We start from the raw sequence: 26,832 nt of genomic DNA, 5'->3' as shown, positions 1-26,832 counted from the left end.
GCGATGATCAAGTTTTCGCTGAAATGTGATCAGGACCACCAGTTTGAAAGCTGGTTCAAATCTGCCGCCGCCTTTGATGCGCTGGCGCAGGCGGGGCATCTGACCTGCGCGCTGTGTGGTTCGACCAAGGTGACCAAGGGCATGATGGCCCCCCGTGTCACAACCGGTGAGCGCCGCGAGAACCGCGGTGAGGGTGGTCAAAAGCCGGACGCCGCAGTGCCGGTACTATCGAAACCTCAAAGCGCGTTGGAAGAGGCGCTGAAGGCGCTGCGAAAAGAGGTCGAAACCTCCTCGGAATATGTTGGCGATGATTTCGTGCGTGAAGCCCGTGCCATCCACATCGGGGATGCGCCCGACCGCTCGATCTATGGCGAGGCGCGTCTGGACGAAGCCGTCGCCTTGATCGAAGAGGGTATCCCGCTGACGCCGCTGCCGTTTCGGGCCAAGCGCACCACGTCATAGACGGCGGGTCGCAGGCGACCTTGGGCGGGCGGATACCCCGCCGCGTCACCTTGCAACTTGCGGTTCACACATAATTTCCCTGCGTTACGACAGCGGCCTGCGGGCTTGCTAAGGGCGGCGCTTGCGCGTACACCGCGCCGGAGTTTTGCAACGGGGGACATATGCCTGTTCTGGTGATGAAGTTTGGTGGCACGTCGGTGGCCACCTTGGACCGTATCCGCCGCGCGGCCAAACGCGTGGGCGTCGAAGTAGCCAAGGGCTATGACGTGATCGTCATCGTTTCCGCCATGTCGGGAAAGACGAACGAGCTGGTCGGCTGGGTGAACGAAACCTCTCCGCTATATGACGCGCGCGAATATGACGCTGTCGTCTCCTCGGGCGAGAATGTGACCGCGGGGCTGATGGCCCTGACTTTGCAGGAAATGGACGTGCCGGCGCGCAGTTGGCAAGGCTGGCAAGTGCCGGTCAAGACGACTTCGGCGCATTCCTCGGCCCGGATCGAGGAAATTCCGCCTGCAAATATCATGGCGAAATTCGGCGAAGGCATGCGCGTCGCGGTTGTCGCGGGCTTTCAGGGCGTTTCCCCCGAGGGCCGGATCACCACGCTGGGGCGTGGCGGGTCGGATACCACCGCCGTCGCCTTTGCCGCTGCCTTTGATGCAGAGCGTTGCGATATCTACACCGATGTGGACGGGGTCTACACCACCGACCCGCGGGTGAGCGCCAAGGCGCGCAAGCTCGACAAGATCGCCTTTGAAGAGATGCTGGAACTGGCGTCGCTGGGGGCCAAGGTCCTGCAAACCCGGTCGGTCGAACTGGCCATGCGGTACAAGGTCAAGCTGCGCGTGCTGAGCAGTTTTGAGGAACAATCAGACGAGGCTGGAACGCTGGTCTGCGCCGAGGAGGAAATTATGGAAAGCAATGTAGTATCCGGTATCGCGTTTTCGCGTGACGAAGCAAAGATGACGCTGGTATCGGTCGCGGACCGCCCCGGCATTGCCGCCGCGATCTTTACCGCGCTCAGCGATGGTGGCGTGAACGTCGATATGATCGTTCAGAACATCTCGGAAGAGGGGCGCACCGATATGACGTGGTCCTGCCCCGTCGATCAGATCAAACGCGCAGAAACCGCGATTGATGCCGCGAAAAAATCGGGTGAGCTGAACTTCGACGATCTGATCGCGGATACGGATGTGGCGAAAGTGTCGGTCGTGGGGATCGGCATGCGCAGCCACACCGGCGTTGCGGCCAAGATGTTCCAGGTGCTCTCGAACGAGGGTGTGAACATCAAGGTCATCACCACCTCCGAGATCAAAATCTCTGTTCTGATCGACCGCAAATACATGGAGCTGGCCGTTCAGGCGCTGCATGACGCGTTCGAGCTGGACAAACGCGCCTAATTCCCGGGCGCCCCACCTGCGAAGATCACAGCGTTTTCCCGCAACAGGGGAAAACGCATCTTCCGGCCTCGGGGAGCAGATGATAGATGTCAATGATATCAGGCGTTTCAATTTTGGGACGCCTGTGATCTAAGCTGGCATCGCCGGGGGGAAATGATCACATGGCTGATGGGATAGAGACAGAAAGCCGCAAGCTGTTGGGTCGCTTACGCGATGCTATGGCCAGTGATGATGCAGGGCAGGCGCGGCTGGACAAGATCACGCATCTGATCGCGTCTTCGATGGGCTGCGAGGTCTGCTCTATCTACCTGTTCCGCGACGAAGACACGCTGGAACTTTGCGCGACCGAAGGGCTGAAGGCCGATGCGGTCCACGAGACGCGCATGAAGATGGGCGAGGGGTTGGTCGGCCGCGTCGCCAAACGCAAACGTATTATCAACACGCCAAATGCCCCGCAGGCCCCCGGTTTCCGCTTTATGCCGGAAACGGGCGAAGAGCTGTATTCAAGCTTTCTGGGTATACCGGTGCAGCGCTTGGGCGAGATGCTGGGCGTTCTGGTCGTGCAATCCAAGGCCGCGCGGGAATTCTCGGCTGACGAGGTCTATGCGCTGGAAGTGGTCGCCATGGTACTGGCCGAAATGACCGAGCTGGGGGCCTTTGTCGGTGAGGGTGCCGCGATGTCGGCGCGGCACAGTCAGGCGGTTCTGATCCGCGGCACCGTGGCGCAAGAGGGCGTGGCCGAGGGGCACGTCTGGCTGCACGAGCCGCGTGTTGTTGTGTCAAAGCTTGTGGCGGATGACCCTGCAAGTGAAACCGCACGCCTGAACGAGGCGGTCGATGATTTGCGCGTCAGCGTGGATCAGATGATGGCGATGGCGGGGGGAGACAAGGACCAGCAACAGGTGCTTGAAGCCTATCGGATGTTCGCCAACTCCAAAGGCTGGTTGCGCCGGATGGAGGAAGACATCGGCCGTGGCCTGTCTGCCGAAGCGGCTGTCGAGAAAGAGCAATCTCTGGCGCGCGCCCGTATGGGGCAGGCCGCCGACGCCTATCTGCGCGAACGTCTGTCCGATCTCGATGACCTTAGCAACCGCTTGCTGCGCATTCTGACAGGGCAGGGGTCGAACACGGGGGCCGAGATGCCCACCGATCCTATTCTGGTGGCGCGCAACATCGGACCGGCAGAGCTGTTGGAATACGGCCGCTCTCTGCGCGGTATCGTGCTGGAGGGCGGGTCAGTTGGCAGCCATGCCGCGATTGTCGCACGGGCGCTGGCGATCCCGCTGATCGTCCATGCCAGCCGCGTGACCAATGATGCGCTGAACGGCGACCGGATCATGGTGGACGGCGAACAGGGCGTGGTGCATCTGCGCCCCGAGGAAACCGTTGCCTCTGCCTTCCGCGACAAAATCGCGATGCAGGCCGAGGCGCAGGAACGCTATGCGTCGATCCGCGACAAACCGGCGATCACCAAATGCGGCACGCGGGTCGGGCTGCATATGAATGCGGGTCTCATGGCGGATCTCCCCTCGCTTGACGGGTCAGGTGCCGAAGGGGTGGGGCTGTTCCGCACGGAGCTGCAGTTCCTTGTGCGCAGCCAGATGCCGAAACGGTCGGAGCTGTCCGCGCTGTATAGCCGTGTGTTGGATGCCGCGTCGGGCAAACGAGTGGTGTTCCGTACGTTGGATATCGGGTCGGACAAGGTGCTGCCCTATATGAAGCCCAACGACGAACCGAACCCCGCTTTGGGCTGGCGTGCAATCCGTGTCGGGCTGGACAAGCCGGGCATGATGCGGATGCAATTGCAGGCGTTGATCCGTGCGGCGAACGGGCGCCCCCTGTCGGTGATGTTCCCCTTTGTCGCGCAGTTCGAAGAATACCGCGCCGCCCGTGCAGAGATGGACAAGACGCTCGCCCGCGAGGCGCGTTTGGGCCATGTGCTGCCGTCGCAAATCGAAGTGGGCGCGATGCTGGAGACACCGTCGCTGGCCTTTGCCCCGACGAAGTTCTTCGAAGAGGTCGAATTCCTGTCGATCGGGGGCAACGATCTAAAGCAGTTCTTCTTTGCCGCCGACCGCGAGAACGAGCTGGTGCGCCGCCGCTATGACACGTTAAACGTCAGTTTCCTGACCTTCCTAGAGAACATCGTAGACCGTTGTCGCGAAACCGGTACGCCACTGTCGTTCTGTGGCGAGGATGCGGGCCGCCCCATTGAGGCGCTGTGCTTTGCCGCCATCGGGATCACAACGCTGTCCATGCGTCCCGCGTCCATCGGGCCGGTCAAAAGCATGTTGCACCGCTCTGATCTGGGTGAAATCCGCGAGGTGATCCATGCCGCACGGGATCGCGGGGATCAATCGGTACGCCCCGCGGTGATGGAGTATCTGCGCAGCCAGACCAACGAAGTCCGCCGCTTGCCTTGAAGGACCTGACGGCTTGTCTGATTTGTCGGGTGGGCCCGACTTATCCACGCGGGCGCTGAATGCCGTGTGGCAAAAGCCATGTGCGCAAGGCGGTTATGCACATCTTTCGCGCGGCGGCTAAGCCCTTACCTCAGTTTCGCAGAGCGAAAAAAGAAACCGAAATAACGGCTATGCGCGTGCGGGATAATTCCCTTTAATGCCCCCAAGTCGCAGCGCGGAGGAACGCTGCAGCCAGCTATGGGAGAGGCGCGGGCATATGAACCCTTTTGTATTCAACACCACAAAATCCGTCGTATTCGAAAACGGGGCCGCCGCGCGTATCGCCGCGCTGGCAGGCGGGTTGCTGGGCAAGGCGTGCCTGTTGATCACCGACCCCGGCTTGCGCAAACTGGGCCTGTGCGATCCTTGTATCGACGCGCTTGAGAAAGCCGGTCATCAGGTCACCGTTTTTGATGATGTAGAGGCCGACCCCTCGCGCGAGACATTGATGCGCGCGGTAGAGGCAGGGCGCAGCGCGGGGGCGACCGGAGTCATCGGGTTTGGCGGCGGGTCATCGCAGGATGTGGCCAAGCTTGTGGCGCTTTTGCTTGGATCTGACGAGGATCTGGACGCCGCTTGGGGGGTAGGGCAGGCTAAGGGGCCGCGCCTGCCGCTGGTGTTGGTCCCCACCACCGCTGGCACCGGGTCAGAGGTCACACCCGTGTCGATCATCACCGTCGGGGCAGAGGAAAAGCGCGGTGTATCCTCGCCCGTGATCCTGCCTGACATGGCTATTCTGGACGCCTCCCTGACCGTCGGTCTGCCCGCGTGCACCACTGCGGCCACAGGCGTTGACGCAATGGTGCACGCGATCGAATCCTATGCCTCGGTCAATGCCAACAACAACCCTGTGTCCAAGCTTCTCGCCCGAGAGGCGCTGCGCCTGCTGGGGGCCAATATCGAAACCGTCGTCGCGGATGGCAGCAACCTGGAGGCCCGCGGCGCGATGTTGCTGGGGTCGATGCTGGCGGGGCAAGCCTTTGCAAATTCGCCCGTCGCGGCGGTACACGCGCTGGCCTATCCCATCGGTGGCACCTTCCATATCCCGCACGGGCTGTCCAACGCGCTGGTGCTGCCCCACGTGCTGCGCTTCAACGCGCCCCAAGCCGGCAGTGTCTATGCCGAGATCGCTGCCGATGCCTTCCCCGAACTGGCAGAGGTCGAAGGCGGTCAGGCGCGCACTGCCGCCTTCGTTGATGCGCTGACGGATCTATCCAAGCGGCTTGGGTTGCCGCCGCGCCTGCGCGATGTCGATATCCCCCAGTCCGCGATCCCCAAGATGGCCGAAGACGCGATGGTGCAGGCCCGTCTGCTTGTGAACAACCCGCGTGAGGTGACGCAGGCCGATGCTCAGGCGATCTACGAGGCGGCTTGGTAGTGGCCGCCCGCGCACCCGCCGCCACCCGCGCCGATTTCGCGGATTTCTATCCTTTGCAGACGCGATGGAACGACAATGACACCTATGGGCATATGAACAACGTCGTGCACTATGCGCTGTTTGACACGGCCGTGAACGGCTGGCTGATCGAACGGGGGCTGCTGGATCCGCAGAGCAGCCCCGCCTTCGGGCTCGTCGTGGAAACCGGTTGCCGCTATTTCGGTGAGATGGCCTTCCCCGACCGCGTGACAGCGGGGCTGCGGGTGGCGCAGCTTGGCAAAAGCTCCGTCCGGATGGAGCTGGGTCTGTTCCGGAACGATGAGGAAACCGCCTCTGCCGAAGGGTTCTTTGTGCATGTCTATGTGAACCGCGACGACCACCGCCCAACCGAAATTCCCACCGCGACCCGTACCGCGCTAGAAGGGCTGAAAACCACGGCCTAAGCGTGGCGTAATCCCGCGCGTTGCAGCTAGGCGGTTGCAAATGCTTGGTGTCCACATGTTATACATCCCCGAATCACAGCGTTTTTCTGCGTTGCGGCATTCTGTGCCGCGCGGGATGACGCGTTGAAATTTAACAATAAACCGGAGAAATCTCCCCGTGTCCAAGAAGAAACGTATCGTCGTTAAAATCGGATCCAGCCTGTTGGCCAATGAAGAAAAGCTGACATTGCGCTATGCATTCATGAACGGTCTCATGGCGGATTTGGGGGACCTTCAGGATCAAGGATACGAGATCATCCTGACCTCGTCAGGCTCGGTCGCGCTTGGCCTGAACATGATCGGGAAGCGCCCCGAAGAGGCCGGTATTCTGGACAAGCAAGCGGCGGCCGCCTGTGGTCAGCCATTGCTGATGAACGCCTACCGTCAGGTTGCAAACGAATACAACTTCGACGTGGCGCAGATGCTGGTGACCGTCGAAGACATGGAAGAACGCCGCCGTTTCCTGAACATCAAGAACACCATGCTGCGGCTGTTTGAAAACCAGATCTTGCCCATCATCAATGAGAACGACTCCATCGCCACACGCGACCTGAAAGTGGGCGACAATGACCGTCTTTCGGCCAAGGTGGCCCAGATGGTCGAGGCCGATCACCTGATCATCCTGACCAGCGTCGAAGGTCTCTATGACCGTGACCCCTCCGAACCCGGTGCCCAGTTCATCGAGGAAATCGAAGACGTATCCGAACACCTCGAATCCACCAAAAGCATCAGCGAATTGGGCAGCGGCGGCATGCTGACCAAGATGCTGGCGGCCAATATGGCACAGAACGCCGGTGTCGAGACGATCATCGCCGACGGCATCATCGAACGCCCGATTTCCTCGGTGCTGAACAACGAACGCCGCCACACCCGTTGTCTGGCGTCGGCCAAGGCCGCGTCGCCGCTGATGATCTGGCTAAGCAACCGTTTGCAGGTTGCCGGTACGCTGGTCGTCACGGACGAGGCTGTCCGCGCGATCACCGCCAAGGAGCGCGGCTTGCAGCGTGATGATCTGGTGTCGATCCAGGGCGAATTCTCCAAAGGTGACGTGCTGCACGTCTATGACGAGCAGGGGAACGAGTTCGCTCGCGGGCTGACCAACTTTTCGTCCGAAGAGACGATCCTGATGGCACGTAACCCCGAGATGGAGATCGAGGACGTCATCGGCTACAAAACCAAAAGCGCGGTTGTGGGGGCGGAAAACATCTTGATCCTCGAAGATCACCACCTGCAGCTCGACGCGCCCGAAGAAGACGACAAGCCCGTCATTTCCCTCTAATTGACCCTTTCACGGCGGGAGATATTTTTCCCGCCGTTTTGCTTTAAACTGGGCTAGACATTTCCCGAGAAAATCGGGATAAGCGCCAAACGCATAGGGGCCAGCGGCCCATGTGCCAGCCGCGTCATCGCGGCCGAGGCGAGTTGGCGGAGTGGTTACGCAGCGGATTGCAAATCCGTCTACAGGAGTTCGATTCTCCTACTCGCCTCCACTATATTTTTATGGAAATTACAGCATTTTTCCCTGTATGGACGGCCGCTAAAAATGGTCAGTTTACAAGTCGGTTTACACACGCGCTGTTTCGAGCCGCCTAATAAGTAGGAATATTCTCTGCGAAAAAGCCGCGCAGATTACTCCACGCGGCCTCCATTATTTGAGTTATTGAACTGAAGGACACACGATAGTTTATCGGCTTTCACCACCCAGATCGTTCGTGAGCCCTTGGAAGTTCACGATGACTTTTTATCCTTCTTCGATTTTTTACGTTCTAATTTCGCAGCTTTGCGTTTTGCTTTGACAAGTTTCTTATGTACCTCGTCAGTGACTTCTGGAACCAAGGCAGCATATCGCTCGATAACGTTGGAAGCGTGACGCAGTCCCCATCCCATCGTGACTGCGATCTCGTTCAGAGAACAGCCTGCCCGCAATAGTGCTGTAGCAGCCGTGCCTCTCATATCATATGGCCGTAGCTCGTCGCGAATACGGATGGGCAGCAAACCTGCATCAACTTTTGCGTTGTGACGGAGTTTGATATCCCTGATCACCTGTGAAGCGCGTAGCGCCTTAAGTGGCCCACCGGTTAGGGACGTAACCAACAGCTCTTGGTCTTCAGGGAGGCTGTCGATTAGCTGCCCCAAAGCTTCTGTCACCGGTAGACTAACAGCATTTTCGGTTTTTTGTCGCCGAAAGTAGAGCCGCCGCCCCTTCGGCGTCATTTGTACGTGCTCGCGCTTTAAGAAGCCGACATCCTGTGGTGCAAGTCCACCTTCGGAGAAGGCTATTACAATCGGAACCTCTTGAGGACGCGCCTCATTCAGCAACATCTCAATTTCAGATGGGAGCCAAATGATTTGTGCACGGTTCGAGCTATACAGTTTCTTTTGATCCTTGTGGTAGTGAACAGTTATTGCGCTGTCCGCTTCAACACACCAAGTCAGAAAAGTCGTGATGACAGAGCCTGCATAGTCGTACTGTTTAGGTGAATGTGACCATTTGGAGCGCCATTCCCTAATTTGACCGACCGCCTCCATTTCCTCGAACATTTTGATTGGATCGACACCGAATTCTTCTTCGAAAGATTTCAGATATTTTTCATAATCGCTCTGTGTCCGTGGCTTCAAACGCTTATATTCGGCAGAACTGCGGTAGCGATCGATGTAGTACGTTGTTGCCTCCCCACTTATTTTCGACTTTACACGCGTGCCTGTCAGCGCCGCCTGGTAGTCCAGCACGTACTGCGGATCAGCTTCATCATAGTCGCAAACGTCGGACCAGAACTTCGGCCCCCCACGGAATACATAGTGGTAGGTCCGCAAGCCGCCGCACGAAAGTTTCTTTTTTACGCGATGAACGCCAGCAATGCGGGTCTTTTTCGAATTACTTACCACGGCGCGCTTTCCTTTGTTCGGTGAGGCTTAATTTTTGTTGCAGTTCTACTGCGGGTTCTTGGGCCCCCTGGGCTGCATCTAAGCGGGCCCGAACGTGCTTTGGATCGTAAAGGTTGTTACGGCCTTCTACGGTGGTGATACCAAGTTTCTGACACCATGCGCGAAATGCACCACAGACGCGTTTGTAACGCATAGCAGTTGCAAGTTCCTCGCCGGTGATTAGCGCTAATGGTGCGCCGTCAACCATAAATGTTGGGAAGCCCAAGGGGATGCTGGTGTCGTTCATGGAATGCTCGTTTCTCTGTCCAATTTTCTTACAATAAGAAGAGTGGGTCCGATGAATTTCGGACGGTAAAGAAAATCCAATAAATACTTTGGAAAAATTGCATCCCTTTGTTTTTGAATGCTTTATTTTATTGAGGCGCGTCGGAAGTGTAGCAGCACCGATAACCGACGCGCCCATGCGGGCCATTTTCCCCGCATGTTTTATATGGCCAGCTTCAGACTTCGAACTCCCCTATCGCGCGATGATCCAGTACAGTAGAAATCTGCCTACCTAACTCGTCCAGAGCGCTCCTCGCTCGGCTAAGATTTTCCCCGACTTTCGTACGGTGAAGCTCCGTCCAACATGCCGGTCCGGACATGTTGTGAGGATCGTTGTCCCAACAGTCGACCAGCTCGGTCTCCCTATCGACCAGTGTATTGATACGATCCATTAAGACCTCAATTTCGACAACGGACCCGCCGCTAAATATCTGTCGTGACGCTATCGAGCGAAGCAGCCGCTCTGCGCCCAGCCGAGAAGATGGAGGGAGTTCCGGCAACACGTCCGCCCGTATACAAGTAGCGACCCAGCGTGACTGCGCGTACGTCCGCAGGAGTAGCTCTTGAAACGTCAGATCTGCGAGGTTTGCACCTTTATTCATGCCACGCCCTCCCGGAGTCGAGGCAAAGCGGATTTTGATAGTTCTCGGGATGCCGAGGCAGAGTCCTCACACAGCCAGCGTTTGTGTTCGTCACGCTTCTCCTGAAGGGTTTCCATGGCGATGTCGTGGTCGGCTTGCAAACGTGCGCGGATGGCATGCATACGCTTCAGCAGATAGTCATCCAACTTCCCGATCACGGGCGACCCAAGCGGGCCAGACCTAAAGTCGTCCTGACACAGCAAAGTAGAAATCCTGCGGCTGCCGACAAAGCGTGTTGGACGATTAAGGCCCGCGGTAGCCATCGACGAACGACGCTTAACCCAAATTTCGTAACCTCGATTTGCAGCTGTCTGCGCGGATGTTCCATAGGCTAATGTCGCGCGCCGGTTGTTACCGTGACCGTGAAGGTCTAAGACCAAGCACGGTCGCATCTTAGCGGCGTTTAGGCCGCTCTCGACAGCTGGAAAGCGAAAGAGGACGATATCCCCCCGAGATAGTTCGTCCGGCCAATAGGCGGCGTCCGAGATACTTTGGTCAAACATGCAGTGCTCCTGTCATTTGGATTTCATGACGACTGCAGCAGATCACCTCTATGGAAACTGGCCATCTGCCTCTGTGCGTCGAAAGATGCGCACAGAGGCAGATGGCTGGGTTCCTTGTATCCAAATTTTCCCATCTATTGTCTTAGCTGGCGGTAAAGGCCGTCGTGGGACCAGTTTTCCCGGGTTTCGCCCGGTTTCGGTTTTTTTCGGGTTTTTCCGGTGGGGGTGGGGGGGGGTGTTTTGGTTGGAGATCCCGCCTGCGGCGGTCTCTCTGGTCGTTCCGAGTGGCAAGCCCCTGGGAGCGAGATCAGACTTATCTCATCTGAAGCAGCGGTATCGTCGTGCTTTTGTGTTTTAGGCAAAGGCGGACACCCCCGGCGATACCAAGTGCTTCTTGATAAGCCATGAGCAACCCATGGCTTTTGCGCGGAGATCGTGTTTGCAGCCAAATACTTATCACGCGGTTTTACACCATGTTGACGACGACGCGCAGTCAATCTCTCTTTGTTTCGGCGAGTCCGTTCTTCTGATGAGTAGACTTGGCGAAGTTGCAACTGCCGCGCCAGTGAATCCGGCACGCACAAAAGTTCTGCGACAGTGCCACCTGAGTAGTTCAGCCGGCCGTCCACATTTGGGTTGGACGCATATGGTGCGTCTCTACGCTTAAGCGCACTTTTGATGATGGCATCGACCTCGCAATCCCGCAGGCCGGGCGTGGCCAAAGAGGCTACTGTTCGGACTATACCCTCCAGATCAGCGACATTGTGCTGCTGGGTCAAACAGGTTGCATAGAGATGCAGCCAGGTGTTTCGCAGCCCCTCCGGCACCAACCCACCCCAGTGTTCGCTCAGGCGCTCTAAATCGTAGCGTATCTGGCCAAACCGGAGGGCCGCAGGCAAACCTCTCAGGGTTCCAGCTTTATGTGAATTGCTCGGTTTCTTAGAAGAGGCCGCGCGACGCTTTGATTTAAGCTGCTCGCGGGTGGGTCTGCCAGCGGCGACATATATACAATCCGCGAGGTCGTCATATGGAAGTCTCTGCAAAGTACCTTCGATCACTCGGACTTCTCGGCCGCATTTTCTATTGATCGTCCCTGGCAGACGAAATACCCGCGCCGCGTCGGTGCAGCGGCGGTCAGATCCAAACTCTTTGAATAGGCCTTGCAATACGGATATCGTGTTTCTCCAGCGCGGCAAGACGTGCGGAGGGAGCTCTTCGATTAACCAAATTGCGGCCAGGCCCCGACCAGTATCGTTCAACAGAGAAGGTAATGGGATACCCTTTGTATGTACGCACGCAAGGAAAGCTTTGGCTACAGCCTCGGGCGCGACGCCTTGCCAGCTTGGGACTGTGTGGAAATCCAGATCAACATACAGTGCATTCAAGGCCGCAAGAGAATTACGCGCTCTCGGTCCGAAGTAGCGATTGAGTGCAATATACCCGGAGACATCCAGCCATGCACCTACGATGTTGGGCAAGTTCCTGACGTCATGTGTTCGGGAGAACGTCGCTTCTTTCCCGTCCAACTGCATCAGAGTAGCTTTTCCACGACTGCTGGGAGGATGTAGCAGGCGAACGTAGTCTTCTGCGCAGAGGCCTGCTGCTGCGGGTGCGTATGGGAGGTCGAATAGGGTGCGGTGATCATGTTGCATTTACCGGAGCTACGCCCCGGTAAATGCCGTTCAAAATCGACTGCGCTTAATTTTCTGCAGTCAATTTTTGGCCTGCGAAAAAAGTTCTCCCGACGGACGCATATCGGTTCCATCTGCTGAGAGGAGGCAAGACGGACGAACAAAGTGATCATTTCCAGATCGCGAATGTTCATCCCAAATCCTTCAAACCGAAACCCAAAAGCATATGGAGAACACCATGCTTGCATCCCCGATCGCCCTCCCTGTAAATCTGCCGCCGAGCGTCGAGCTCGCTGCGATTCAATTGAGGGAGAAGGTTTACACCTCTTTTCCTGCTTGGACGGCTAACGCCCTAAGCTCAGTCGAAGTTTTTGTCGCTGTCAGCATCATGTTCGACAGTTGCGGACAATATGAGGGCTTGAAAGTTGCTCTTCAGAGCCCGATCCCCAACGAAAAGAACGCCATTAACTTTTCCTGCTGCGTCTCAGTTACAAGCTTCGAGGATGCAAAATCACAGCTTCTGGAGAATGTTGTAAAAAATTGGATTTCTTCCGCTGTAGAACGTCGCTTGAAATTCGGACGGGAATTGATCGAGTATAGCGATGAAGACATCGTAAAGATGATTAAAAGTTTCCGATATATTTGCATGAGCAGCTGTGATCACATTGATATACAGGCACATTTCTTCAGCTACTTGGCTAAGCGGGAACTTGAGTTGCGAACGAAGCCTTTGAGCAACCACGAGACGCTCGCGGAAAAAAAGAAAATCTCTCCACTATGCAAGCAACTGGGTAAAGAAATCTCCCGTGCTAAAGTTTGGTGGGCCAGAATCCCTTCCGACGATCGAGAGGGCGCTGTGCCGTTCATAGTTCGTGACCTGCCGGAGGAAGGACAGATGGTTTATGCTTACCGTGTATACCGCATGAGCCGCTATGGAGCGCATGAGAGTGTTAACCAGTGGGGGGAGATATCCCACTCACTAAGATCGGAAATCTTAGGCGCAAATACTTGTCCTAAGCCGTTTGTTATCAGCGTCTAACCTACAGCGTTCGAACTATATCTGCTCCCTCGCGGAGCTGATATTACCCTGGCTTCACGGCCAGGGCGTTTTTTACTTCTATAGGGTAATCTTGGTTACGACAGCTGGCCGGAATAAATTTCCCATTCAATTAGATAAGGGTTGTACAGGTTGCCCTCTCAACCGCGTACGCGCTGGCTACGGACGTGAGCCGTTGGTTTTTTGATGCGCTGTCGTTTAATCAAAGGAGTTTCCTCACTCGGCAGATTATAGGTTTCAGGGTCGATCTCTTCATCGAACTCGTCTTTGCCTTGCGAGGTGCCGCAGTGATCAGGATCGCCAAGCTCATGGGGTCGCTTAATCGAATCTTGAGAAGTTGAGGGAGCTTCTGCTCCACTCTGGGCCCAATGCAACGCCGCTGCCAGCATATCATCACCTACGCTGACCTGATCGATAGTCGTAGCTGCTTCAATTGCTCTGCGTTGTTCCTCAGCGCTCTTCGCTTCTGCGATCCGCTTTTTCTCTTTCAGAGCTCTTTCTTTCCGAGCCCTTTCTCGGGCTTCGGCAAGCTCTGCAGCGGCCAACAGACGCATCCTTTCCCGCTCAAGGTGCCTGATTTCCAACCAGCAAATCCACTTTTTCTCGTTCGCGTTTCGGGCAGCATCACGTTGTGCAGAGAAATCTGGTACACCAGCTACATTTTCATCCAGCGTCGCCCGGCTACGAGCCGTCCGCTTAGGCCCTGCGTGATGTTGTGCCTGTAGCCCTGCGGGCGCGTCTCCTTCGGCTGACATTGTCTCGTAAGATCGCAGATCAATTCGAGCTTCGCTCCCCAAACGCGCCAAAGCAGCGTTGGTCCTCCGCTGCCACTCGTCACGAATTTTCACGACACATTCTGAGCCCGTTTGCTTGCTATCAAGCTCGCGAGTCTTCTCCAGAAAATCGCCATCTACGACGCGGCGTGTCGTGAACCGGATGTGACCGTGAAAATTTAAGTTGGTTCTGGCGGGGTCGAAAAGTGCCGCAAGGTAGTTCTTTTCTCCCTCTCTGCATTTCCTTGCTTGAGACATTCGTTTGCCCTGCTGTTTGTCATGGAAGTTTGGCGCGTGGATAACCCAATGTACCGCGACGCCAAATTCATCCTTAAGCCAGCACGCAAATCCATGGACAAGCCTGCGTTGTTCGTTGAGCGGCAGCTCGGCGGGCAGCGCGGGGCGAAGTTCCCGAGCGACCCGCGAATTCATTCGCTTTTCGGATCGTTCTGCAGCATTCCATAGCTGTTCGGGCGAACCTGCCCAGTTGGTCATACCCTCTGCCAGCAAGCCCTGGGTGTTACGGTAGTTATAGGTCAGACCGGTACGCTGGTCGGTCATTCTTGTTCGCGCAATGTAAGCGCCAGCCGCGACCGCGGAGCGTCCGTCTGAACGCGACAGTACAAGTAATGGGCAGTGACTGGCTGGATGTATCATTAAGAATGATATGGGGCTCGCCCAGAATTTTCGCTCCGAAAAAGCCCGCGGCAGGCGCGCGGCAAACTTTAGTTTGCGTAACTGCGCCCTTGCCTAATCGGCGTCGGGCCCCGGCCAGTAACGTCTTCCGACATAAATTCATTATCTTGGGGAGCGACATAGGCGTCGAAGTTCCATTTCCTGAGCACCGGAAACGCTATGGAGATACACGAATGCCAAATTATTCTGAGCAGATCAGTAAGATCGAAGGAAAACTGGAACAACAGCGCCAACGCTTGCGCGATCTGCGAGCGCAGGAAACCAAGCAAACCCGCAGGGATGAAACCCGGCGTAAAATTCTCTATGGGGCAGCCACTCTTACGATGCTCGAGGGCTTGAAAGATGAATCACGCCAGGCAGCTCTGCGCCGGATAGAACAGCATGTTACCCGACCGAAAGACCGAGAGTTCCTAAACTTGGAGCCCTTAGATCACACGGGCGGCGGGGCGTCATCTATGAGCGACAACCGTCCTGCCAAACCTCTTAATGCAAGCGCTCAACGCCGTTCGGATCGAGACATCCAGCTCCGACAGGTTGGTGATAGGCTGATAAATAAGCGCAACAATTGACGGTTTTCGCAGGCCCATTCGATGTAGTATCGGTAGTGTAATCAGCGACCATTATACCTTCGTAGATGAATCGACCCACTGATCACACGCATGACGAAACGAGGATTTACGACCAACCGCAACAAGGGCACTGGAAATCACTATGGGACAATCCGTGAAACTCGCTGACGATTTAGTGGAGATGGTTCGACACGAAGCAAAGTTGCATCATAGGTCGATTGCCGGGCAGGTTTCGCACTGGTTGAAAATTGGCCGTGCAATAGAACAATCCGGAAAACTTGACTATAAGCGCGTCGACGCTGCACTTTGCGGTGTGATCGACACCACAGAGTTGACGGAAGCCGAAGAGGCTGTTTGGGTTGATGCCTTTACAGAAAAGATGGGCCACCCCACTGACGCAGAACGAGAGCTTCACCGCCAACGACGAGGACTTAGACTGAGTGGGGAGCTCGGAACGGATGGCAATCTGCTTCACACCAACGGTGATAATGGCGTTCGATCCTAACCCTTGTGCAAGCTCATTGTAACGAATTTCGACGCAGAAATAGCTCATTGCAAAGTGGGTTCGTCAGCTTGGTTTTAGGTAATTGAGAGCTTTACCTAAACTTAGACATATCGCCTTATTTGTGCCGGTTTCCCCCTATCTCACCACCGGCAAATCCTCAATTCGCGTAGTGTAGCGCGGGCTCCGATGATCTGCGCGCAATCGCCACGCCTGCTTCATACCTTCGCTGGCAAGTACCATCGTCTTCTTCCCGAACCGATCATTCACGTCATCCAGAGCTTTCATCAGTGCCGGTGATTTCGGACGCGCTTGATCGAAGAGCGTCTGGGGACGATCTTCGAACCGCACCAGGTCATTCAGCATAACACCAGCCTTGGTGAAGCCAAAGCTTCCAGCGTCCGACTTTGGCCATCCAGCTTCCGCACAGCGTCGTGCGGCTTCAATAAGGTCGAAGGTATCCGACGACATCGGGGTCATGCGGGTTGTTCTGGATGCAGTATACTGAGGACGATCTGGCCGGTGCTTGTTGGTGTGAAAGAACACAGTCAGCGTACCAGCGACCAAGCCGTGCTGGCGTAGCTTTTCAGCGCCCCGTGATGCGTGCGCGGTGATCGCCTGGAACAGCGTGTCGAAGTCTGTCATTGGAGTGCCTGCTGACCGTGTTACAGCCATACCTTTGCGCTGTGGCTCTACGTCTTCAAAGGCGAGACAGGCCTCACCTTGTAGCTCCAATACAATCCTCTCCAGTACCACAGTGCCGACAGCCCGTGCCTGACGGATTGGCAGATCACGAAGATCAGCTGCCGTGTGTACACCCAGGGCCTTCAACTTGTCTGTGGTCTTGTGACCAACGCCCCAGATGTCCCCGACTGGCACACGCGGCAGCAGCCAGCGGGCAAGGCTCTCATCCATCATATCCAAGACCCCTGCAAAGATGGGGTTCTTCTTGGCGATATCGTTCGCACACTTCGCAAGCGTCTTGGTTGGGGCGATGCCGATGCGTACTGGCACGCCTACCCGCCTAAGGACCGCTGCACGCAGCGCCATGGCATGTGCGGTGCGATCTTTGAATCCGACAAAGTCGAGGAAGCACTCATCGATGGAATAGATCTCGACGTTTGGCGTAAAGTCTTCGTAGACCTCAACCACTCTACGAGAGATGTCGCCGTAGAGGGTGTAGTTGGAGCTGAAGACGCGGATACCATGGGCATCAACCTTATCGCGGATGTGATGCAGCGGAGTGCCCATCTTAATCCCCAAGGCCTTGGCCTCATCGCTGCGCGCTATGGCGCAGCCATCGTTGTTGGATAGTACGATCACCGGGACGTTCTTGAGGGTCGGATCGAATATTCGCTCAGCGCTCACATAGAAGTTGGCGCTGTCGCTGATAGCAACAGGCCGCTTCATGCCAAGTCATAGCGCCGGACGACACCTGCGATGACGCCCCAGATTTCGCTATCTTCTGTTAGTTCGACGTCAGGGAACTGTTCCTGACTATTCGCAGGCGCGAGGTAGTACCTGTCACCACGCTTACGCAGGATCTTTGCTGTGACAGCACCATCTACAACAGCCAGCACAGCTCTCCCGATGCGACGCTTTCCTGCACGGTCCACAGCGATGATGTCACCATCACGTATCCCAGCGTCCCACAGGCAGTCCCCTTCTACGCGCCACCAAAATGTAGATGAAGGATGTCTAACGACCCATGCCATAGGGTCGATCTCGTCTTCGAGGTCATCCCCAGCTGGCGAAGGAAAACCTGCGCTGACTGGAGTGCTGACAATTCGAACAGATTGGAATGGTATGTGGACGGGTTCATCAACTGGGTAAACTGGCATGGGAATCCTAATTGTTCGCTATTTGTTCTAAATCTGCGATTCACCTGCCCGATGTCAAGTTTGGTTATTTCCATGTCTGCTGAGACGCTGACATGAAGAATCACTTCGGTGATACGTCAAAAAATCTCGAAGGTTCGTAGTGGCATCAGACGATACGTATGTGGGCGTGTTATACTGATAAATGCTTTACAGAGCAGACGGTCCAACTTAGTGGTACAAACTTTTGAGCCATCTGTTTTCGGCGTCATCATGTGCTCGCAATTAGTCTATTGCTAAACCGCGTTTTCGCATTTTACAGATTACTAATAGCAGTAAAATGTTCTTTTCAAAGTTCTGGGCGGGGAGCGGTCATCTTCTGCGACACGGCTGGAATAGCGGCAGTTCGCTTAAGAGTTTTTGCTCTCCGTTAAGGTTGCGGCATCCCAACGCTCTATTAACGTTGCCATAGGGATGGAGTGCAAGTGGTGCTCCGAGCTCGACATGAGCAATAACCTATTGATGGTGTTGTCCTGAAAGCCGCCGTGGCGAAATTCAGTTGTTAGGCGTGCGGCTACGGTCGAGACTGCGGCTCTTTTGACCAAAGAATTCATAGCCTGCAGCTGTCGACGAAAACGCGCGGCAAGCTGCGTCTCAAAGTTCGGTTTCAATTGGCTTGGGCTCCGAGACGCCGTGTACGCGAAACCAGCACGAAAAAGCGGCTCCATACTACAGAAAGATGCATCGTCGAACACCTGTAGGACCGCGGTATGGCCTACCGGAAAATTTACTGGGGTCGATGAAATCTCACGCTTCAATTGTGTCAGGGCAGAAGTCGTCCAAAGATGTCGTCGGGCGAGCGCCGCCTGAAGCTCTTTCCAGCGGAAGGGACTGTCGGTCAATATTTGTGCGCCTGTGGCCTGGGCCAAATACATCGCTATTTCGAAGTTGGGTGCCATCTTCATGAATTCGAACTGGCCGCCCTCGGCGAGCGGGCTATCTTGAAGAATAGCGAGCTTGTCTCTGAACTTCATACGTTCGATAATACCAACCAGAGTATCCATCTCGATTGGCTTATCATCTTGAGCCGTTTCCAAAATATCCGCAGCAATTGCCTCATTCGGCATGTATAGCTTTGTGCGGCGTAGATCTTCTTGCACCACGGCCTCGAGCCTCGGGTCGTCGGCGGGGGTGAATTTGATGCCTTGGGATCTGGCCTCAGCCATTGCCATCATCTGGTCGCGGAGGTGAAAATCAAAATCGCAGGGATCGGGGATCAAAGTGATTAGACCGGCCTCTACGAGCGGCATGAGTTGTAAGAAGGTCATTATAGCTTTGAGAGCTTCGCCGCGATACTGACGAGGGTGCTCAGTAGGTCGCTTGTCCTTCTGGAGCGTCCGAGAGATCAAGAAAGGGTTCTGCACAATAAGCTCGCCGAAAAGCAAAGGGGCCCCGGGCGCGAACTCCGTGATCAGCTTGGGGTGCAGCGCTCCAGTATAGACCGAGCGCATCTTGCCGTCCGGTTTGGGCAGAAGGGCCAGTAGGTCGGTCTCGAGTGGCCACAGGGCCTCGTAGAGGCGATACATGTGCGCGATCTTGTCGTCGGTCATCTCCCGACGGATTGTGTCCCAATCCTTGGTCTCCAGTTCGAAGAGCTGAACCAAGGCGTCCATGAACATCATATTGCGCTCACGGATGCTCTTCTCCGTCCACGACATGCGCAGGTGCGACGGCTTATCTCGACAGCAATTCCCGAACGAATGGCCGGATCCACACGGACAGTATTCGCGTGGCCGAGGCTTGGTCTCCGGCGGCTCCTTTAGCAGCCACCCCCGTGGCTTCTCAGTTCGCCCGAACTCGTCCTGATAGTGGACGTCACCGTTCTCAAACCTGGCATACATCTTTCCACCGAACCGATAGAGCTCGTCCGGAGGCGGAAGAAAGGTAGTACGCAGGTCAGACCAAGACTTGGACACAAGCCTTTCGGGGAAGACATCCTCCCGGCAGGATCCGGCGACATATCGGTTCGCCCGCGCTTTGATTACGAAGTTCACCTCGGCGACCTGATCGTCGGTTAGGTACCGCGTCCTAATAAACTCGGTCGTCGACATCATGGTGGACTGGTAGTTTCGTGCAAACGTTCGCTTCGCATCGGGGCGCGTCCCGGGATCCTTTGCGTATTCGAGGTTGGTAAGGATAAGGAGGTGATCCGGCCCTAACGGGAAAAGTGTCTGGGAACCCTTGAGAGCGATTGAGGGATCTTCTGGGTGTCGGTTGGGACGGTCGGAGGGCGGAATGGCATGGTTAAAGACCGTAACAGGATGGTCGCTCAGGATGAACTTGGCAGTGGCCCGCCTTGCTGACACGATTTCTCGCACCCCGGTTGTCCAGATAGTAGCGTTGAGCATGCGAATACTTTGCATCTCAAGCATCAATTGGTTCTGGGCAACATCCGGTAATATCTCACCGAGCCTAACTATCTCCGGATACTGCCTACGTAGCCATGCGAGGCCTGTTGGCGTCCGCAACTTCTGAATGTCCAGAAATTCAAAGAGGTCCTTGAAGTGGCGTTGCCAAGCACTCTGATCATTGCCGCAGAATGCCCGGACCGCGTCGGCACCTCGCCTGTCGATGTCACCAAAGAACATTCTCTCGATCTCGTCGTTGACCTCGGCCCCGAAGAATGTCGAATAGAGGTCGTGCGCGACGAACGCCCGTGACGTGGGTGAATCGAAAAGGCAACGTCCGCTGGCCACCGTCCCATCGCCACGTTTGAATGTGGGTGGGTTTAAGTCGAGAAGGACGTGCTTGGACTTGCCTGGAGCGAAGAAACTCTCCTGATGCCATCGCGGGACATAGTGGTTTTTTCTGGTTACAGACATGAGTGCTCATTGCGTTCGAGGGGAGATAATTAGCCAACCTGATTAGCAGTTCAGCAAATTGTAAATGTCCTTATTTCGCTTGACCTGCCCCCCGAGGCTCCCTCATTCATAGTGAGAGTTTGCGGGTTTGGATTTCATATTCTTCATCGTCATTTTGGGCAAGCGCGTCGTGTGCGGTGCCCTCAAATTGCTCAAGCGCACGGCGCGCTTCAGCAGGTGCTTGGTTTCCGAGTGATGAGTGCGGTCTGACGTTGTTGTAATCGTATCGCCAGAGAGCCAGCTTGCGGCGAGCATCATTCAAGGTGTCGAAGATCTCCTCGTTGAGCAGCTCGTCGCGCAGACTGCCGTTGAAGCTTTCGATGAAGGCATTCTGCTGCGGTTTGCCCGGATCGATATAATGCCAATCAACATCGTTATCGCCAGCCCACTTCAGGATCGCACGACTGGTGAACTCTGTGCCGTTATCACTGACGATACAGGCAGGCTTTCCATAAACGCGCACAAGCGCATCTAACTCGCGTGCCACCCTCGCACCTGAGATGCTGGTATCGGCCATCAGGCACAGGTTCTCACGGCAGCAGTCGTCATTCACTGCCAGCATGCGGAATTTGCGAGATGCGCCGAACGTATCAGACACAAAATCCAACGACCAACGCTCGCCTGGTCGCAAAGCCACAGGCATAGGTGTCCGCGATCCACGCGCACGTTTACGGCCTCTGCGCCGCCTGACACCCAGCTTTTCCTCGGTGTAGAGACGATACAGCTTCTTGTGGTTCATAATCATGCCTTTGCGTTCCAACAGCACGCCAATCCGGCGATAGCCGAACCGACGCCGTTTGCTGGCAATCGCTTTCATCTCTTCGCGAACTTCAGGATTATCCGGCGGCTTGTCGCGCCGAACGGTCTTGGGATCGACACCGACCAGCCTGCACGCACGACGTTGCGAGATATCATGATCCCGCATCGCCTTGCGTGCTACAGCCCGTCGCACATTCGGTGTCGTCAGCTCTTTCCCAGCAAATCCTTCAGAACAACGTTATCGAGCATCGTATCGGCCAGCAGACGCTTCAGCTTCGCGTTCTCATCTTCCAGCGATTTAAGCCGGTGGGTGTCTGACACGTTCATGCCGCCATACTTGGCTTTGAGCTTGTAAAACGACGCCGGGCTCAGGCCATGCCTACGACACACCTCTGCCGTCGGCATCCCAGCTTCCTGTTCTTTGATCATCCCGATTATTTGGGCTTCGGTAAATCGGCTCTGTCGCATTTGTTTGCTCCTTCAAAGCTTGAGCAAACTCTACATTAAACTGAGGGAAGTTTCGGGGGGCAGGTCAGTACTAATAGACAGCATTCTTTCCGTGGAGCGATTTACTCGCTTGCCTCCAGCCGAGCACTGTCTAAAGTGCGGATATGTTTGAAAAACTCACTTCAAAAGGGTTCGATATTTCCATCCGAAACCACGCAGGCGCTATCCTGACGGTGGACTTTCCGCAAATTGCAAAAGAACTCGAAGACGCCCTGCTGTCTGTATCAATCCCAGCCGAAGAGTTAATCGGCTCGGGGGGTGGCGAAGCAAAGTCTACGCAGCGCTTGCGGAGAAAGCTCTATGGCCTGAACTGGCCAAAGCACAACTTCGACTTTCAACTTATTGTAGATGGTGTTGAGACAGTTGGTATGTCCCACGAAATTGATCACGTTCGCCGCGCCGACAATGGCGTGATTGCGTGCGAAATTGAATGGAACAATAAAGACCCGTTTTTTGACCGCGACTTAGAGAATTTCCAGCGCCTGCACTCGCAATCCGCTATTTCAGTTGGAGTGCTTATTACGCGTGGCTCCAGCTTACAGGACGATATGTTCGGCATCATTAGAAGGTGTATAGAAAAGCACGGATTCTTAGACGAAGCTGAGATGGTCAAAGCATTCGACATGAAAGACCGTACGAAGCGGCAGCGGGAGGCGGTCCTTATGCACTTGGATCGGCAGATACCTTTTGCTGAAGCATTCGCGCGTCAATTCGTATCCGACAAGTTCGGCCAAGCGACCACCCATTGGCGAAAGTTGGAAGATCGAATCCATCGTGGTGTAGGCAACCCGTGCCCCCTTTTGCTTGTCGGATTGCCGAGGTCAGTGATAATCGAATAGCTGCTACTTACAGGATTGTGAAACGCTCCGGCTTCGGCGCCGTTTCAAGTTAGGCGCTTTTCGGGGCCTTGAAAGGAACGGAGAGAAAATCTCGACAAAGTCCCAACAAACGCCTCTCTCAGTGCCCAGTGCGGCGAACCCTCGGCTATTTCGAGCAAGGGAATTCAAATGGACGATGTTGGCGAGCAGACATAGCTCTATTCCGCCGCAGTCACGCTACTGTTGTAAGCGTAGGTCTTCCAAGAAGGCTTGTAGTCTGCGTCGGCTTGGTTGCCCCATACTGTCCATCCATCGCGAATTCCGCGACCAAAGAGCTCTAAGCGAGGCCCCCATGAGCAGCGCTCGATGATGTCATACTGCTCATCCGGCTTACGGCTGTGCTCGCGCTTGCGGGTCTTAAGAAGGTCGCTGTCAGGGCCGTCACAATCCCGCTCTTCTGCTTCGATGAAGTTGACCTGGCTACGACCAGGTGCAAGCGTTCGAACACCTTTACCACGGACCCCAAAGAGTAATATCTCAGTCACGTTACGAAAGTAAAAGCCCACTCCACGTCCGTCAGGCCCGCCATCTTTGCGTACTTTCTCCCACACGATGTTAGACTTGTAATCAAACCCCCAGGCGTTCAGCACCTGAAGGCCTTCAGGAAGGAGCGCGTTCGGAACCCAAAGGTAGCAGTGCGCACGATCTGCAACGTGCTCGGCGACCGGCAGCTCGCAAATCTCGTCGAGCGTCATCGTCGGGTAACGAGCTAACCGCTTGTGCTCCGGCGCGATTTTACCGGTACGGTTCTGAAAACGCCAAGGCGGATCAGCCATCACAGTCGCAAACTGGGGCTGCCCATCCAGAAATGTTCTAAGGTCGTTCGCCGCCGACATTGAGTCGCCCCCTATGGTGGTTTCTACCAGTTGTAGATCAATATTTGGTATCCGGCAATCAAACATGTCCACTGCTCTCTAATTAAAGCGGAACCGGCAAAGCACCCTACCTTCCCGCTTTGTTCCCCGCCGCTACAATGGAGCGCTTACGAGCCTGGCTACGCGCAGCAAGATGTTCATAACCGGTGATAGACGGGAAAGCTTAGGCAGCAACCGAAGGATGTCGCTTGACTAATCGGCTTCTGTCAAACAGCGTTGGTCGTGCGGCTGAAGGGAGTTGGGTGGATCGTGTCAAGCAACTGGAGAGAAACGCGCGATGAGGTTTGGAAGCGTTTCAAGGAGGGCATGGCCGAGGTCATCCTTTCCCTCGCTGGATCGGTAGGAGTAATCGGGGGGATTTCAGCAGTTCAGGCACTTAACGACGCTCAAATGACTGTCGGAGGTGCGTTCCACAGCTACTTTGAAGGTGGGCAAGTTGGGCTTACCGTCTTGGCAGTTGCGGGGGCAGCCTTTGGCACGCTACTCCGGCTACCTAAAGGCGACCGTCTCTGGTCCGTCTTAACCATCTTGATACTCTTAGCTCCCATCATCGGAACCGCATTCATCGTCGGTGGGAATCCAGGTTTCGTTTCTGGAAAACTAACGAGTGGCACGCTCAATTTGCTCTGGGTGTTCTACATTCTGGTTCATTTAATGTGGCTTATATTTATTATGCGAAGACCGCCCGACCTGCCCAATGCACAAGAGGTTGGGGAACAGGAACATCAACGTGTCGGTGGCGTGAAGGAAAGGGCAGCGGAGCGTGCGTAACGATATCAATATACCAATCGTCCTACCAGTTTCGAAGGTCGAACAACCTATTGGCGAGTTCTACGTCGGTCGGGTAGATGCGCGGACACTCACGAAGATCTCTTACACCGAGATTCGGGCCTTCGTTGACGGCAAACAAGACAAGATTGCCGGTATCCAGCGCGAGCGCTCAAAAAAGCGCATTGATGAGATCAAGAAATACGTGAATTTGGACTACGCGACTTTCCCCACATCAGTCATCATCGCGGTAGCACCCGAATGCTCACGCTTAGTGAACTTTGACCCTGACATGACACCCGAGCAAGCCTCTGCAGTATTTGAGGAAGGTGATGAGCAAGAGATCGACGACGAATCCAAGGTCTTTAATTTGCTTCTGAACTCGTACGGAAAGAAAGGAGGCGATGATTACATACCGGCGGAGAAAATCGCCTTCATTATTGACGGCCAGCACCGTGTGGCGGGGTTGGAAGGCTTAGACGATGACAAAGAGTTCGATGTTAATATCTCTGTATTTGTAGGCGCATCTGAAGCCGATAAAGCGGAGATTTTCGCTCGGGTAAACCAAGCGCAAACTAAGGTAAATCAGTCCCTCGTGGTCGACCTTGCATCCTACTACGAAGAGCGCGGTCCGGTGAAATTTGCGCACGAAGTAGTTCTCGCTATGAACCAAGACGAAGATGGGCCACTGCGTGACAAAGTGAAGCGTCTTGGGAAGGCCGATCCGGGCAAAGGGCAAATTCAGACGCTCGCACAAGCTACGGTTGTTAAGCCGATCGTCGATTACATTACGGCGGATCCGGAGGCTGAGAGGAACAAGCGATACAAAGGTATTTTTGGTTCGCGAAGAAAACCGGGTGAATGGCGGAATTACATTTTCCAGCCGTTCTATGACGAACAAGATGATGGCGGCATGTTCTTGTGCTTGACGAACTATTTCAATGCTGTGAAAGGTCGCTGGCCGCAAGTATGGGACGACGCACCCGCGGGCACGGTTCTAAACAGAACAACGGGCTACGCGGCTCTCATGAAGTTTATGAGGCCAGTTTATCTGCATTACTGCAATGAGCCAGGTCAAATTTTGACGCGCTCAGACTGCGAAAAGGTATTTGCGCAGATTTTCATCGATGCAGAAGACTTCAACCGCGAAGAGTATTTGCCAGGCAGCTCGGGTGCCGGAAAGCTATACCGCCAAATGATGGGCTACATGGGCTGGAAACCTTAACGCGGATCAAATGGAACCATTAAGGGAAGCGTTGCCGCTTATCGACCAAAGAAAGCGACGGCGCGTGCACCCAGCCCATAAGATTTGGAAGTCGGCTATACGGACGGAGCAAGGTTTCGCTGCAATCGCGCCAAGGACTGCTATACGCGCGGGACAGAAACGGTGGGTTCTGGTTCGGCCCAAGAGCCAGTACCAGAACCCACATGCTGCTTATCAAGCCGTTCTATGACCGTATGACGATTTCGATGGCAGACTCCGGGACATTTAGACCAAGCGCGAGCCCTGCCTTCGCTTCTGATATCGTGATCCCCCGAGGCAACCTCTCGAGCGGCTGATAATCAAGTGTTTTGAAGTCAACATTCTCGTAGTCAGCGTCCTTCCAATAGGCCACAGGGTTCCGGCCTTCCCATTCGTCTGGCCAGTCTACCAAGGCGTACTCGCTGATTTGGATGAGCCAGCGGCCTTCGGTCTCGGTGGAAGGCACAACGTCTTTAACCTTACCCACCATGAATGCTGTCCCGTGTTCTTCCGGCCCTTCGGGATTGCGAGTTTTAGCGTTGCGACAAATGACAACGTAATCACACCGAGCGGCGCGATTGCGATCAAGAGCCCAAGACTGAGTGCCTCCTATCGCCAAAATTGTCTCGACAGACTTGAAAGTAAGCACTGAAATCACGTCACTCATGTAGTTCCCCTAAAATATCTCGTTGAAGTGATTATATATAATCATACTTTAATAAAAGTATCAATATACTTACAGCAAGATATATCGGAGGCGCGCAGTTAAATTGAGAAGTCAGAGGTAAACCGTCGCTTCCGTCACTTCGCGATGCAACCCAAACCGGTGATGGACCTTGAGGCAGAACCTTTGGTTAGACTTCTGGCAGTTTTGTCATGATATTGGCCGCTCAGTGTCATGCGCAGTTGCCTGCTTTTTAACGTGGATAAGTGTGTCTCATAAGATATCAATCTGGCCGCTTTGCAATCAGAATGGAATTGGGCTGGCCGCCAGTAATGCTGACGAGCTGCGACGACGAAGCGGGTCGTCGCCCTCCAAAGCTCAGTTTGTGCCCGCCCATCAGGTTCCTAACATGTGCTTCCTCGTGCCGCGTCCGTTGAATTCATCATGCCCCACGTATCCGCCATCCAAAGATCCCGTGGTCCACCTCTATCATAACTCATTGATCTCTTTAAGATGGTGCGCGCATGCCGTGGTCCACATTATCCCCTGTATTATGGCATTTTTTACCGCTCGTGGCATTCCCCTACGGGCTGCCACTTCCTACTGGTTGTGCAAGAAATCTTATAAGAACTGC

Annotated in this window: 24 protein-coding genes and 1 tRNA gene; 13 read left to right on the top strand and 12 right to left on the bottom strand. The window is 55.2% G+C overall.

What is annotated here, in order from left to right; translation table 11 throughout:
- Positions 1 to 3: 3 nt before the first annotated feature.
- The 7 genes from GLP43_RS13275 to GLP43_RS13245 all read left to right on the top strand — a co-directional run bounded on the left by GLP43_RS13275 (position 4) and on the right by GLP43_RS13245 (position 7,674).
- A complete protein-coding gene (locus GLP43_RS13275) occupies positions 4 to 462 on the top strand; it encodes a DUF1178 family protein (protein ID WP_237279682.1) in 459 nt (152 codons plus the stop codon).
- A gap of 161 nt (positions 463 to 623) precedes the next feature.
- Positions 624 to 1,862 (top strand): aspartate kinase, encoded by a 1,239-nt coding sequence (locus tag GLP43_RS13270; RefSeq protein ID WP_237279681.1) that lies wholly within the window; start codon positions 624 to 626, stop codon positions 1,860 to 1,862.
- 161 nt (positions 1,863 to 2,023) lie between these two features.
- On the top strand, positions 2,024 to 4,285 hold the full coding sequence (ptsP, locus tag GLP43_RS13265; protein WP_005849365.1) for a phosphoenolpyruvate--protein phosphotransferase: 2,262 nt from the start codon (positions 2,024 to 2,026) through the stop codon (positions 4,283 to 4,285).
- 256 nt (positions 4,286 to 4,541) lie between these two features.
- Positions 4,542 to 5,702: an iron-containing alcohol dehydrogenase gene (locus GLP43_RS13260; RefSeq protein ID WP_237279680.1), complete on the top strand. Its 1,161-nt coding sequence runs from the start codon at positions 4,542 to 4,544 to the stop codon at positions 5,700 to 5,702.
- The gene (locus GLP43_RS13255) at positions 5,702 to 6,145 is read left to right on the top strand and encodes an acyl-CoA thioesterase (RefSeq protein ID WP_237279679.1); all 444 of its coding nucleotides are present in this window, start codon (positions 5,702 to 5,704) and stop codon (positions 6,143 to 6,145) included. The genes GLP43_RS13260 and GLP43_RS13255 overlap by 1 nt, the downstream gene beginning before the upstream one ends.
- A gap of 157 nt (positions 6,146 to 6,302) precedes the next feature.
- The gene (gene proB, locus GLP43_RS13250; protein WP_005849359.1) at positions 6,303 to 7,463 is read left to right on the top strand and encodes a glutamate 5-kinase; all 1,161 of its coding nucleotides are present in this window, start codon (positions 6,303 to 6,305) and stop codon (positions 7,461 to 7,463) included.
- A gap of 137 nt (positions 7,464 to 7,600) precedes the next feature.
- A tRNA-Cys gene (locus tag GLP43_RS13245) sits at positions 7,601 to 7,674 on the top strand.
- A gap of 238 nt (positions 7,675 to 7,912) precedes the next feature.
- Here the strand turns inward: GLP43_RS13245 and GLP43_RS13240 are convergent.
- The 5 genes from GLP43_RS13240 to GLP43_RS13220 form a co-directional block, all read right to left on the bottom strand.
- On the bottom strand, positions 7,913 to 9,070 hold the full coding sequence (locus GLP43_RS13240) for a tyrosine-type recombinase/integrase (protein ID WP_237279678.1): 1,158 nt from the start codon (positions 9,068 to 9,070) through the stop codon (positions 7,913 to 7,915).
- Entirely contained in the window at positions 9,060 to 9,542 is a 483-nt protein-coding gene (locus GLP43_RS13235; RefSeq protein WP_237279677.1) for a hypothetical protein, read from the bottom strand. The genes GLP43_RS13240 and GLP43_RS13235 overlap by 11 nt, the downstream gene beginning before the upstream one ends.
- A 450-nt stretch (positions 9,543 to 9,992) precedes the next feature.
- Complete coding sequence (locus tag GLP43_RS13230; RefSeq protein WP_237279676.1) at positions 9,993 to 10,538, bottom strand: hypothetical protein; 546 nt, start codon at positions 10,536 to 10,538, stop codon at positions 9,993 to 9,995.
- 134 nt (positions 10,539 to 10,672) lie between these two features.
- Entirely contained in the window at positions 10,673 to 12,070 is a 1,398-nt protein-coding gene (locus tag GLP43_RS13225) for a DNA-primase RepB domain-containing protein (protein ID WP_237279675.1), read from the bottom strand.
- The gene (locus GLP43_RS13220; protein WP_237279674.1) at positions 12,070 to 12,363 is read right to left on the bottom strand and encodes a hypothetical protein; all 294 of its coding nucleotides are present in this window, start codon (positions 12,361 to 12,363) and stop codon (positions 12,070 to 12,072) included. The genes GLP43_RS13225 and GLP43_RS13220 overlap by 1 nt, the downstream gene beginning before the upstream one ends.
- A gap of 44 nt (positions 12,364 to 12,407) precedes the next feature.
- On the opposite strand from GLP43_RS13220, the gene GLP43_RS13215 reads away from it, so the two are divergent.
- Complete coding sequence (locus GLP43_RS13215) at positions 12,408 to 13,208, top strand: hypothetical protein (protein WP_237279673.1); 801 nt, start codon at positions 12,408 to 12,410, stop codon at positions 13,206 to 13,208.
- Positions 13,209 to 13,366: 158 nt separating this feature from the next.
- Here GLP43_RS13215 and GLP43_RS13210 read toward each other — a convergent pair whose 3' ends face one another.
- A complete protein-coding gene (locus tag GLP43_RS13210; protein ID WP_272903201.1) occupies positions 13,367 to 14,656 on the bottom strand; it encodes a MobA/MobL family protein in 1,290 nt (429 codons plus the stop codon).
- A gap of 212 nt (positions 14,657 to 14,868) precedes the next feature.
- On the opposite strand from GLP43_RS13210, the gene GLP43_RS13205 reads away from it, so the two are divergent.
- Together GLP43_RS13205 and GLP43_RS13200 are read left to right on the top strand one after the other, a co-directional pair.
- Positions 14,869 to 15,264: a hypothetical protein gene (locus GLP43_RS13205; RefSeq protein ID WP_237279671.1), complete on the top strand. Its 396-nt coding sequence runs from the start codon at positions 14,869 to 14,871 to the stop codon at positions 15,262 to 15,264.
- Between the two features lie 154 nt (positions 15,265 to 15,418).
- Positions 15,419 to 15,769 carry a ParD-like family protein gene (locus GLP43_RS13200; RefSeq protein WP_237279670.1) on the top strand — a complete coding sequence of 117 codons (351 nt, stop codon included), beginning with the start codon at positions 15,419 to 15,421 and terminating at the stop codon, positions 15,767 to 15,769.
- Between the two features lie 135 nt (positions 15,770 to 15,904).
- Here the strand turns inward: GLP43_RS13200 and GLP43_RS13195 are convergent, their stop codons facing one another.
- From GLP43_RS13195 to GLP43_RS13180, 4 genes are all read right to left on the bottom strand, one after another.
- Positions 15,905 to 17,176 carry a Y-family DNA polymerase gene (locus GLP43_RS13195; RefSeq protein ID WP_237279669.1) on the bottom strand — a complete coding sequence of 424 codons (1,272 nt, stop codon included), beginning with the start codon at positions 17,174 to 17,176 and terminating at the stop codon, positions 15,905 to 15,907.
- The gene (locus tag GLP43_RS13190; RefSeq protein WP_272903199.1) at positions 17,173 to 17,607 is read right to left on the bottom strand and encodes a LexA family protein; all 435 of its coding nucleotides are present in this window, start codon (positions 17,605 to 17,607) and stop codon (positions 17,173 to 17,175) included. Before GLP43_RS13190 ends, GLP43_RS13195 begins: the two co-directional genes overlap by 4 nt.
- Positions 17,608 to 17,993: 386 nt before the next feature.
- Positions 17,994 to 20,465: a DUF4238 domain-containing protein gene (locus GLP43_RS13185; RefSeq protein WP_237279668.1), complete on the bottom strand. Its 2,472-nt coding sequence runs from the start codon at positions 20,463 to 20,465 to the stop codon at positions 17,994 to 17,996.
- A 106-nt stretch (positions 20,466 to 20,571) separates the two neighbouring features.
- A protein-coding gene (locus GLP43_RS13180; protein ID WP_237279667.1) for an IS3 family transposase occupies positions 20,572 to 21,731 on the bottom strand; the annotation gives its coding sequence in 2 pieces (ribosomal slippage) (positions 20,572 to 21,482 and positions 21,482 to 21,731; 1,161 coding nt in all).
- A gap of 143 nt (positions 21,732 to 21,874) precedes the next feature.
- Here GLP43_RS13180 and GLP43_RS13175 point away from each other — a divergent pair.
- Entirely contained in the window at positions 21,875 to 22,609 is a 735-nt protein-coding gene (locus tag GLP43_RS13175) for a BglII/BstYI family type II restriction endonuclease (RefSeq protein WP_237279666.1), read from the top strand.
- 197 nt (positions 22,610 to 22,806) lie between these two features.
- Here the strand turns inward: GLP43_RS13175 and GLP43_RS13170 are convergent, their stop codons facing one another.
- Positions 22,807 to 23,484, bottom strand: coding sequence for an MT-A70 family methyltransferase (locus tag GLP43_RS13170; protein ID WP_237279975.1), 678 nt, complete (start codon positions 23,482 to 23,484; stop codon positions 22,807 to 22,809).
- 345 nt (positions 23,485 to 23,829) lie between these two features.
- Between GLP43_RS13170 and GLP43_RS13165 the strand changes: the two genes are divergently transcribed.
- Complete coding sequence (locus GLP43_RS13165) at positions 23,830 to 24,294, top strand: hypothetical protein (RefSeq protein WP_237279665.1); 465 nt, start codon at positions 23,830 to 23,832, stop codon at positions 24,292 to 24,294.
- On the top strand, positions 24,287 to 25,516 hold the full coding sequence (locus GLP43_RS13160; RefSeq protein ID WP_237279664.1) for a DGQHR domain-containing protein: 1,230 nt from the start codon (positions 24,287 to 24,289) through the stop codon (positions 25,514 to 25,516). The genes GLP43_RS13165 and GLP43_RS13160 overlap by 8 nt, the downstream gene beginning before the upstream one ends.
- 223 nt (positions 25,517 to 25,739) lie before the next feature.
- Here GLP43_RS13160 and GLP43_RS13155 read toward each other — a convergent pair whose 3' ends face one another.
- Positions 25,740 to 26,201 (bottom strand): hypothetical protein, encoded by a 462-nt coding sequence (locus GLP43_RS13155; RefSeq protein WP_237279663.1) that lies wholly within the window; start codon positions 26,199 to 26,201, stop codon positions 25,740 to 25,742.
- Between the last annotated feature and the right edge of the window lie 631 nt (positions 26,202 to 26,832).

The organism is Sulfitobacter sp. M39, from assembly GCF_021735935.1.
GTDB lineage: Bacteria > Pseudomonadota > Alphaproteobacteria > Rhodobacterales > Rhodobacteraceae > Sulfitobacter.
Note: the sequence above shows the minus strand (reverse complement) of the source record. Positions and strands in the feature narration are given on the sequence as shown.